This is a genomic window from Aquibacillus kalidii (assembly GCF_014280935.1).
Taxonomy (GTDB): Bacteria; Bacillota; Bacilli; order Bacillales; family Amphibacillaceae; genus Aquibacillus_D; species Aquibacillus_D kalidii.
Genome location: NZ_JACLZI010000066.1, coordinates 121655 through 131636 on the forward strand (window position 1 = coordinate 121655; position 9982 = coordinate 131636).

General features: G+C 35.7%; 9 protein-coding genes, 1 other RNA gene and 1 pseudogene. 6 read left to right on the forward strand and 5 right to left on the reverse strand.

What is annotated here, in order from left to right:
• Positions 1–3: 3 nt before the first annotated feature.
• On the reverse strand, positions 4–867 hold the full coding sequence (locus tag H7K77_RS20920) for a GNAT family N-acetyltransferase (RefSeq protein WP_186580958.1): 864 nt from the start codon (positions 865–867) through the stop codon (positions 4–6).
• 164 nt (positions 868–1031) lie between these two features.
• Between H7K77_RS20920 and smpB the strand changes: the two genes are divergently transcribed.
• The 3 genes from smpB (at position 1032) to map (ending at position 3308) form a co-directional block, all read left to right on the forward strand.
• Positions 1032–1493: an SsrA-binding protein SmpB gene (smpB, locus tag H7K77_RS20925; RefSeq protein ID WP_186580960.1), complete on the forward strand. Its 462-nt coding sequence runs from the start codon at positions 1032–1034 to the stop codon at positions 1491–1493.
• Between the two features lie 135 nt (positions 1494–1628).
• Positions 1629–1991: a transfer-messenger RNA gene (ssrA, locus tag H7K77_RS20930) on the forward strand.
• A 576-nt stretch (positions 1992–2567) separates the two neighbouring features.
• Complete coding sequence (gene map / locus H7K77_RS20935) at positions 2568–3308, forward strand: type I methionyl aminopeptidase (protein ID WP_186580962.1); 741 nt, start codon at positions 2568–2570, stop codon at positions 3306–3308.
• 266 nt (positions 3309–3574) lie between these two features.
• Here map and H7K77_RS20940 read toward each other — a convergent pair whose 3' ends face one another.
• Positions 3575–3880, reverse strand: a complete 306-nt coding sequence (locus H7K77_RS20940) for a hypothetical protein (RefSeq protein WP_186580964.1) — start codon at positions 3878–3880, stop codon at positions 3575–3577.
• A gap of 554 nt (positions 3881–4434) precedes the next feature.
• On the opposite strand from H7K77_RS20940, the gene rnjA reads away from it, so the two are divergent.
• On the forward strand, positions 4435–6105 hold the full coding sequence (rnjA, locus tag H7K77_RS20945; RefSeq protein ID WP_186580965.1) for a ribonuclease J1: 1671 nt from the start codon (positions 4435–4437) through the stop codon (positions 6103–6105).
• A gap of 481 nt (positions 6106–6586) precedes the next feature.
• Here rnjA and H7K77_RS20950 read toward each other — a convergent pair whose 3' ends face one another.
• The gene (locus H7K77_RS20950) at positions 6587–6769 is read right to left on the reverse strand and encodes a helix-turn-helix domain-containing protein (protein WP_186580989.1); all 183 of its coding nucleotides are present in this window, start codon (positions 6767–6769) and stop codon (positions 6587–6589) included.
• 580 nt (positions 6770–7349) lie between these two features.
• On the opposite strand from H7K77_RS20950, the gene H7K77_RS20955 reads away from it, so the two are divergent.
• Both H7K77_RS20955 and H7K77_RS21865 read left to right on the forward strand, forming a co-directional pair.
• On the forward strand, positions 7350–7634 hold the full coding sequence (locus tag H7K77_RS20955) for a DNA-binding protein (RefSeq protein WP_186580967.1): 285 nt from the start codon (positions 7350–7352) through the stop codon (positions 7632–7634).
• A gap of 4 nt (positions 7635–7638) precedes the next feature.
• Positions 7639–7698, forward strand: a pseudogene (locus H7K77_RS21865) (hypothetical protein); the annotation flags it as partial.
• A gap of 363 nt (positions 7699–8061) precedes the next feature.
• Here H7K77_RS21865 and H7K77_RS20960 read toward each other — a convergent pair.
• The gene (locus H7K77_RS20960) at positions 8062–9132 is read right to left on the reverse strand and encodes a tetratricopeptide repeat-containing glycosyltransferase family 2 protein (RefSeq protein WP_186580969.1); all 1071 of its coding nucleotides are present in this window, start codon (positions 9130–9132) and stop codon (positions 8062–8064) included.
• Positions 9133–9424: 292 nt separating this feature from the next.
• Positions 9425–9982: BclA C-terminal domain-containing protein (locus H7K77_RS20965; RefSeq protein WP_407926449.1), on the reverse strand; the 558-nt coding region annotated here is incomplete at its 5' end.

Below are 9982 nucleotides of genomic sequence, written 5' to 3' on the forward strand. Positions count from 1 at the left end.
CCTCTATTTTTCTTTGAACTTTCCGTATAACACCCAGCCATCGCTCTTTTCAAAAGCTTCTTTATTGGGAATGTTTTGATACCCTTGTAGTGAGAACTCTACCCATCCCTGAATTTGTTCTGGATGGTGTTCTACATAATAAAAGATAGTCTCCCAAAAACCTGGCTGCTTAAAATGATCATTCCAAAAATATTTCACCTGCGCAAACCAATCTTGTTTTTGATCATCTCTAATAATAAAGAAACGTGATTGATCATGATTTTGGAAAAAGTGGGAATCCTTTAAATGCTCATCTGTCACTAACTGTTCCGTATAAGGAAATGGGTAGTAGCATTCATACGGGAAAACACCAAGCGCGTTATCATATAAGTTAGATAGTAAGCTCTTCTTCTTTTCCAAGGAATCGACTTTGTTCCAAATTGGGCCATTTAGACCTTCGATTAAGTTTGGATTTTGAACGGCTAGAGAATATAACTGTGTAACCTCATCAAATCCTAATTTCTCTAATACCCGTCTTGCTGGTTTATTGTTGATGTTAGTATTAGCTCCGATCCACTTAACAGTTGGGTCCCTTTCTAACTGTGTTCTTATTTGTGATAAAATTTCAGTGGCATGCCCTTTAGAATGGAAACGTTTATCACTGCGTAACCTACCTAACATCGCATATCCACCTGGAAACAGGGTATAGCCTGCAATCGCTAGTAAATCTTGGTCAGAGTACAGCCCGAACATGCCATTTGCTTCTGAACTAACTAAATCCGGGAAAATAGTAAGTATGTAATCATCTTCTATATCGGTGTGCATTTGTTGAACTAGTTGACTATCCTCTAAGGTTAATTTTCGTAATTGTAAAAGACCGCTATCCATCATATTCCCCCTCTGAAAGCTGAAATAATTTAGGTTTATATTTTTTTCTACCTTATATTCTCACATGAAAACTATTCATGTCTATTCAATAAGCTTCGAATTAGTTGGAATCATGGCTTGATATCTGTTAAAATAATGGCACGTAGCATTAGGAGGAAGTAGTTATGCCAAAAGGTCAAGGGAAAGTTATTGCACAAAATCGTAAAGCTAATCATGATTTTTTTATAGAAGAAACTTATGAAGCTGGTCTTGTATTAAAAGGAACGGAAATAAAGTCCATTCGAGCCGGGAGAGTTAACTTAAAGGATAGCTTTGCGCGTATTGATAGAGGAGAAGTTTACTTGATGAATATGCATGTTTCTCCTTATGAGCAAGGAAACCGATTCAATCATGATCCAACACGGACCAGAAAGCTATTACTTCACCGTAAGGAAATTGATAAACTGATTGGTGAAACACAACAAGCAGGATACTCGTTAGTGCCGTTAAAGATGTACATTAAAAATGGTGTGGCGAAAATTCTAATAGGTCTAGGTAAAGGGAAGAAGAAGTACGATAAACGAGAAGATTTAAAACAGAAGCAAGCGAAACGTGATATTGACCGGGCGATTAAAGATAATATGTAACAAACATTACCAGTTCTGTTTGCTTGAAAAAATACGTAGGTTTGTTATAATAGGTTATGTCGCTAATCGCGATATTGACAATTAAATAAGCAAGTGTGCTTGACTACTTGTTTTCCGCACGACTCATTTTATAATGGGGACGTTACGGATTCGACAGGGGTAGATTGAGCTCAGGTTGCGCGTAGAGGTTACGTCTCTTAAAACGTTACCGCCAATAATAACTGGCAAAGAAAACAATTACTCTTTAGCAGCTGCGTAAGTAGCACTAAAGGATCCTTCCTACCATCGCCCATGTGGTAGATAGAAGGGTCTCAACTTGAAGTGGGCTACGCTGTTGTCCTCCGCCTGGGGATGGACAGAAGAGATTAATCAGGCTAGCTCCTTGGATGCCTGTTGGTAGGCGGAAGAGAGAGCGAATCGCTAATATACCAACTACACGCGTAGACGCTTGAGTGGCGATATCTCTGGACGTGGGTTCGATTCCCACCGTCTCCACCAATACATAATTGGTGGTTTTTTTGTTGCGTTTTTTAAAAGTGTTAACTATTTCCTTGAAAAGTAAGTTTTTGCATTAGTGGCTTTGCTTGCAACTTTCCGATTTTATGTGTTATCCGACGCAAAGATAGTTTGTCAAAGCTGGATTAAACTTAAAGCCTAAAGTAAAGTGATAACGATTAAGGCCTTTTCGCCAAATAATGGTATACACTGAATATAATATTAAAAGTGCGGGAAAAGAGGTTTCGCATAAAATGATCAAGAGGAAAAAATTATTTTTACTCTGCTTAATGGTATTAGCATTATTAACATTGTCTGCATTTCTAAATTATAATTCGCTTAATTATACGAAAAACGCATGTACAGAAAACAATATGACACCAAAGGTAGATAAGAGTTTTTTTGCATTTTATTGGAATGTTTCCTGTAAATAATTATATTTTGACTTCTTAAACAAACGACACGATTCCTTATAAAGGATCATGCTTTATATGTGTCCGTTTTGTATAAGAAAAAGCTGTTCAGACTATGATAGGATCATAACGGAATGATGATCTTAGAAAAAAGTGAGGATGCGCGATGATAGCAAATACTGAAGAAGATTTTAATGGATTAAAAGAAATTGGTAAAATCTGTGGGAAGATTCGAGATAAATTAGTCCAATGTACTAAACCTGGAGTTATTACGAAGGAACTTGATGAAATTGCGAGGGAGCTTTTTGATAGCGCGGGAGCTCAATCTGCGCCAAAAGGTGAATACGATTTCCCTGGATACACATGCATTAGCATAAATAAAGAAGTAGCACACGGAATTCCTGGGGAAAGGACCATCCAAGAAGGTGACCTTGTAAATATTGATGTTTCAGGTTCTAAAAACGGGTACTTCGCAGATACTGGAATTTCCTTTGTAGTTGGGAAGGGCGAGATAGTTTTGCAGAAAATATGTGACGTTGCTAAAGAAGCATTCGATGCCGGACTTGAAAAGGCGAAACCAGGTTCGAAAAAAAGTGCTCTCGGAAAAGCTGTACATAATGTGGCGAAACAGCATGGCTTAACTGTCATTAAAAATCTTACTGGACACGGTGTTGGACGCTCGATTCATGAGGAACCAGAACATATTTTAAATTTCTTCTCTCGTTGGGATGATGAAATCTTAAAAGATGGCATGGTAATAGCCTTTGAGCCGTTTATCTCTACCCTTGAAGAAGAAGTCTACCAATCCGATGATGGTTGGACTTTCCTAACTGAAGAAAGCTATGTAGCTCAATACGAACATACGATTATTCTTACAAAGGAAGGACCGATTATTACTACGTTGTAAGAGTATTGATAGAATAATCAGGCACTAATACTAAATAAGCACAAAGCAAATAGAGACCCTTTTATCCTTAATTGATATACTAGGGACTTCAACAGTACTTATGCTTTTCATCACTGTCGTAAATTGTAGCTCAACATGGTAAAATACATCACATATCTACACGGAAAAGAAAAGTATAAGTCTGAACTAGAACGACCATTAATAATCACCCAAAGTGAACCACCTGTAAAATAGAAAATTCACAGGTGGTGACTGGTACTGAATGCTCAATCGCTAAGATCATCATAGTTAATCATATATGCAACACCATTAACTACATCTCCGCAGATGTGCCAATCCCAAGAAGCATTATTCCGCTTATAGATGGGTTCCCAAAAATCTCGGCGTTTCCGCTCCAGCTCTTTGATATATTCGTGATATTTCTGAAAATCATCAAATGTATGGCACTCAACATGAATACGATCTAAAGCGTCATACTCTATCTGAAGTTCTCTAAGGCTTCCTACTTCCTCATCTGTTAACTTATCAATAACTCTTCCGTGTTTTGGCTTGGATTTATGGACATTTTTCACTACTAGCTCCCCCTTTAACTTATGTAGTTTGTACTATTGTAAACTTTGTTGTAACGTTATTATTTCATTATATATTACCAAAAAATTACAAAAGGTACACCTATTTTTAAACTTTCTACTTTTTATTAAGGTGATACTAAATTCAATTGGTTATCTCCTTTTAAACTAATTGGTTATGTTTATTTATACCAATTTATATTTAATTATAAATACAAATATTTATTGTGATTAATTTTAAAGCGTTTGTATTTCAAAATATATTAATTCATAATATACTTGAAAATGTATTTTTACATTAATTACTATACTTTTCTTTACAAGCCTTATTAAATTTAAAAAATATATCGAAAAACTACTCTAACTTCTTTTATATATTTATATAGTGTTGTGAACAGTCTACAAATGAATTTCCTGTTCAACTAATCACTAAAAACTTGTATTCAGAATGGAAAGTATCTAATGATATGCAAATAACGAAAAAATGAAATTAATTTTAAAGATTTATAAAGGTTATAAAAAAAAATATGAAAAACGATGAAGTGGAGATGCTTAAAATGAAATTTGTAAAAAATGATCAAACTGCTGTTTTTGCCTTAGGAGGACTAGGTGAAATTGGTAAAAATACGTATGCTGTGCAGTTCCAGGATGAAATAATATTAATAGATGCCGGGATGAAATTTCCTGAAAACGATTTGTTAGGTATTGATTACGTTATTCCTGATTATACTTACCTCGTGCAAAACCAAGATAAGATAAAGGGGTTATTTATCACACATGGGCACGAGGATCATATTGGTGGTATCCCATATCTCTTAAAAGAAATAAATATCCCTATTTATGCTGGTAAACTTGCAATTGGGCTTATAAAAAATAAACTAGACGAACATGGTCTTTTACGAAATGCTGAACTTCATACCTATAATGAAGATGATGTAATAAAGTTCCGTAAAACTTCAGTTAGCTTTTTTAGAACAACTCACAGTATCCCTGATTCGTACGGGGTTGTAGTTAAAACACCACCTGGAAATGTGGTTCATACTGGAGACTTTAAATTTGATTTTACTCCAGTTGGTGAACCTGCAGACCTAGCTAGAATGGCTGAGATAGGCAAGGAAGGGGTACTATGTTTATTATCTGATAGTACGAATAGTGAGGTTCCTGGATTTACTTTGTCAGAGCGTGTTGTGGGAGAAAGTATTAATGACATTTTTAACGGTAATGATACCGGGAGATTAATTTTTGCAACCTTTGCTTCTAATATGTATAGATTACAGCAAGTTGTAGAGGCGGCTGTAAAGTATAATCGAAAGGTAGCTGTGTTTGGCAGGAGTATGGAAAAATCTATAACGATTGGACTAGAATTAGGTTTTATTAATGCTCCGAAAGATACGTTTATTGATCATCAGCAAATAAATCGCCTTCCAGCACATGAGGTTACAATTCTATGCACTGGTTCGCAAGGAGAGCCAATGGCTGCTCTTTCTAGAATAGCTAACGGTACACATCGACAAATCCAAACTATACCTGGTGACACTGTTGTATTCTCTTCTTCTCCAATTCCTGGGAACACGGTTAGTGTTAGCAGAATTATTGACAAGCTTTATCGTGCAGGTGCAGAAGTAATTCACGGACCATTAAATGACATTCATTCATCAGGACACGGGGGACAACAGGAACAAAAGCTGATGTTAAGATTGATTAATCCTAAGTTTTTCATGCCAATCCATGGTGAATACCGAATGCTAAAAGAGCATGTTAAACTTGCTCAATTGTGTGATGTTGACCCGAGTGATTGCTTTATTATGGATAATGGTGATGTACTTGCACTAGGTAAAAATGAGGCCTCTATTGTAGGTAGAATCCCATCAGGATCCATTTATGTAGACGGAAGTGGCATTGGAGATATAGGAAATATCGTATTAAGGGACCGTCGCATTTTATCTCAGGAGGGCTTAGTAATAGTCGTAGTAAGTATTAATATGAAAGAATTTAAAATTGCTTCGGGTCCTGACATTATTTCTAGAGGCTTTGTATATATGAGAGAGTCTGGTGATCTTATTAATGAGGCTCAAAAAATCGTTTCGACACATTTAGAAAAAGTACTGGAAAGACGTACAACGCAGTGGTCTGAAATAAAAAATGAAATCACTAACACAATCGCTCCCTTTCTTTATGATAAAACAAAACGTAAACCAATGATTTTACCGATTATAATGGAGGTTTAAACTATAATAAATTTATAGAAAGACCATCAAAAATATGGCACTTCCAGACATAGGAAGTGCCTATTAACGTATTTCAACCTACTAATCATTTTATTGCAAGTAAAATTAACTAGTTTTATATTTATGGACTCAATTAGACCTTCTGTTTTTCATGCGAATACTTTATTAATAAAACAATATTATGGTGGTGGCATAATGTTTTTAATGGTTTTGAAAGAATCGGGTTAAACGTTATATGGCCTAACTACTTTGGTAGAAAGTATATCGGTAGTCTTAATGGATTTGGAGTTACAATGGGGGGGGAATTGGTTCTGCCTTTGGCCTATTACCTTTTGGAATAGGATTTGACCTATTCAGCAGCTATACGCCGGTATTGTTGTTTACTTTGGCATTGTGTGTGCAATAATTGCTAAAAAGCCGAGCAAAGAATCGGAAATGAATCAAAATTAACAATCCCCCACTTGGATGTGGGGATTTCGATTTATATCCTCTCGCTATTTTTTAATCTTTCTATAAGTTCGTGTAAATCATCACGCTTAATTCGCCAGTGCCGTCCAATTTTAAAGCCGGGTATCTTGCCTTCTTGTACTAATTTATATGTAGTCATCTCACTTAACTGCAAATACTCAGCCACTTGTGAAATAGTCATAATTTCCTTTTCCATCAAAGGTCGCCCCCAAACTAATTTCATACACGTATCATAACATATTGCCCGTTTTATTACATAAAAACTCTCTTTATTTATATTAAATTATAAAAGAATATACTCAATTATACTTTATCTGTGCTGATACTAAAATCTTGTTTAATATAGATTCCCCTCTTTTAGAGTTCTAGCTATTGGGGTGCTTTCAAAATAGGGAAAGGGAAAGTCACTATTACTTTGTAACGAAACAGGTAGTGAAACAACTCTTTTATTTTGTAGTACAACGATATTAGTGACTAAATACAATTCATTAAAGACGATCACTTATTTAGTATGACCGGTTTATCGCATTTGACTCTTACTGCGCAGCAATGAATGGCATAATTTTGGTAAATAAGAACAGCAATTCGTTGTTTTCTGTTATGATTTTAGTATGAAGATTTCTGATATTGTGAAGTTTTTCATTTAAACTAATGGTGCAGAATTATTCAATAGTGAAACTTATATTTTTCTATTTCGTAAAAATTTATAGGGGGCCGTATTTGGAAGGAGCAACTATGCTTTTTCACTATTATTAGCCAATAAGGAGGAATTTGTAATGATTTGGTTAGGAGTAGGAATTGTGATAGCAGGATATTTAATTGGTGATGGATTAAAAAATTTTAAAAATCCTGACTCAAAAAATATTTTAGAATCATTAGATGAAAATGATGACCACGAACTAATTAAAGAGAGTGATGTTCATCACTTTATCGGTATTTCTAAGGAAGATGCAAAACATTTGATTGCCGAACACCCAAGCATTCCGCATATTGTAATTAACAATAAGGTGTACTATCAAAAAAACAAATTACGTGAATGGTTATTAAAAATAGGAAGTTGACCATTATCAATGGAACTTAAAGAAGATGACCCCTGTTGAATACAGAAATCATCTTGTGGCATAACCTTTTTTAAAATGTCCTTTACAAAGGGTACACTTAAAACTCTGGCTAAACTTATATTGCATTCCTATTATGAAAAAGCGCCGGATTGTGAAAGCTTATTTATAATACACAGTATGATTATTTTTTGATAGGAATAGGTAGTGGAGCAACTCTTGTATTACACAGTAGTCACCATCTTCGAAATAATGATCTTAATTTTTAGATGACTTTGTGCAAGAATTTATTTAAGCTAACTTTGCAATATAGCTATACAAGTTGTAAAAGTAAAATTAATGTCTAATTAATAGAAGTCAAAGATATTAGAAGAATATATCTTTGTTCTATACGAATAAGAGGATTTTGCTAATTAAAACGGTACCGACTCTATTGTAATAAATTCTCTAAGTATTGCTTATTATGAAGAATACTAGGATTATCAGGTTGGTATCTACGGGCAATCTCATTATGTTCGTAGGCTAGTGTGTTGTTCCCTAATTGTGAGTAACAAACGCATAATTGTAAATGCGGAAGCCAAGTCCAGCATGCATGGTTAATAATCCCCAAATTATCAATGGGCTTTTCGAGTTGGGTGGCCAGTTTGTACCAAAAAAGAGCTTGATCAGTGTGGTTATTATGAAGGAATCTGTATCCTAATCTGCAGCAAAAATCTGCTCTAGGGGAGTCGTATTTAAAAGATTTTAAAATAAAATGAAGCTCGTTCTCATAATCCCCTATTGCATAGTAACAATCGGCGAGTCTGCCACATGCAGTAATATAATCTTCTACCCACCCATTATTTGTTGCTAAAAATTGTTTGTAGTATTTTATAGCATCCTCAAGCCTATCGTGTTCAAGCAATTCGTTTGCATAGTAGAATATGTCTCGTGGAGAGAATTGTTCGCCGTTTTTTAGTCGGTTTTCATAGAGAAGGAGATTACGGTCAGAGTCGTGATGTATGCTGCAATGGGTAACAGCAACCTCGCTGTGTAGAATATTTCCCCAAACTTCCAAGTACTCGTGCACTGGCCCATGCCATTGGAAGTTGTTTTCTCTTTTTACAAGGCGATTACGTCGGAGGCTTGTAATTACTTTTCCGTTTTTATCTAAGTTTAGATTATAATGCATGGTGACTGAATCAATGGTTGTGTCAAGTTCCTCTTTTAACTTTAAAAATTTTTGGCGATCATCTTCCATTAAAACATCATCCGCATCTAACCAAAAGGTGAAATCCATTTTGGCATTTTTAAATGCAAAATTACGGGCCGCAGCAAAGTTATCAATCCATTGGAAGTCCAGAATTTGTTCCGTGTACTGTGATACAATCTCTTTCGTATTATCGGTTGAACCTGTGTCTACTATAATAATTTCATCTACAAGGTCTTTTACTGAATCAAGACATCTTGCGATAGTGTCCTCTTCATTTTTTACAATCATGCAAAGACTAATTGTAATCATGTATAATCAACTCCTTTAATCCCTGATCTTGCTATTTTCAAGATATGTCAAACGGCACTGTATGGTGTATAATCTTGGAATTGATTTCATGATAAATAGGCAATTGCCCCTCATTTCATGTTTTTACAAAAAATGAGGGGTGATGGATTAATAGTTGTTCGAATATACAAATTATTAAAAACCGTTTCTACTCTGCAAACCTACGAGTTTGTTCTTTAAATGTTCTTTTCTATCCTTTTGGGTTGTTTGATTAAATTTTAATACAAACCCACACTAGTTTTATAGTGCTTACTTATCCATTCAACTTTTTAAGGACAATAGAAGCATTTACGTTTGTTTGTGTTCCTCCAGCTGAAGTCTGAAGAGTCACTGCTGCAGAAGAACTATGGTTTCGAAGGGTTAAAACATCCCCAGCTGACACGGCGATTATAGCCTGACCGTTGTTTTGTTGTGTTCCGGCTCCTGAACCATAGACTGTTTCTGTGACAGGTGAACCATTTAAAAATAGTGAGAATTGGTTTGGTTGAACACCCGATACCGAGAAAGTAACCTCGTAGTCTCCCGGAGTGGTAACTAGAATTTGTGAGGTTCCAGGAGTATGGGTAATTCCAGGTGTAATGATTCCATTTGAACCAAAAATGACGTCAGCCTCTATGGGCACAACCTGAGCACCAAGATTATAAATATAAGCGTACTGGGATAATCCACCCGCAGGTCCGGTAGGTCCGATAGGTCCAGTATCCCCAGTGGGTCCAGTAGGTCCGATAGGTCCAGTATCCCCAGTGGGTCCAGTAGGTCCGATAGGTCCAGTATCCCCAGTGGGTCCGGTAGGTCCGATAGGTCCAGTATC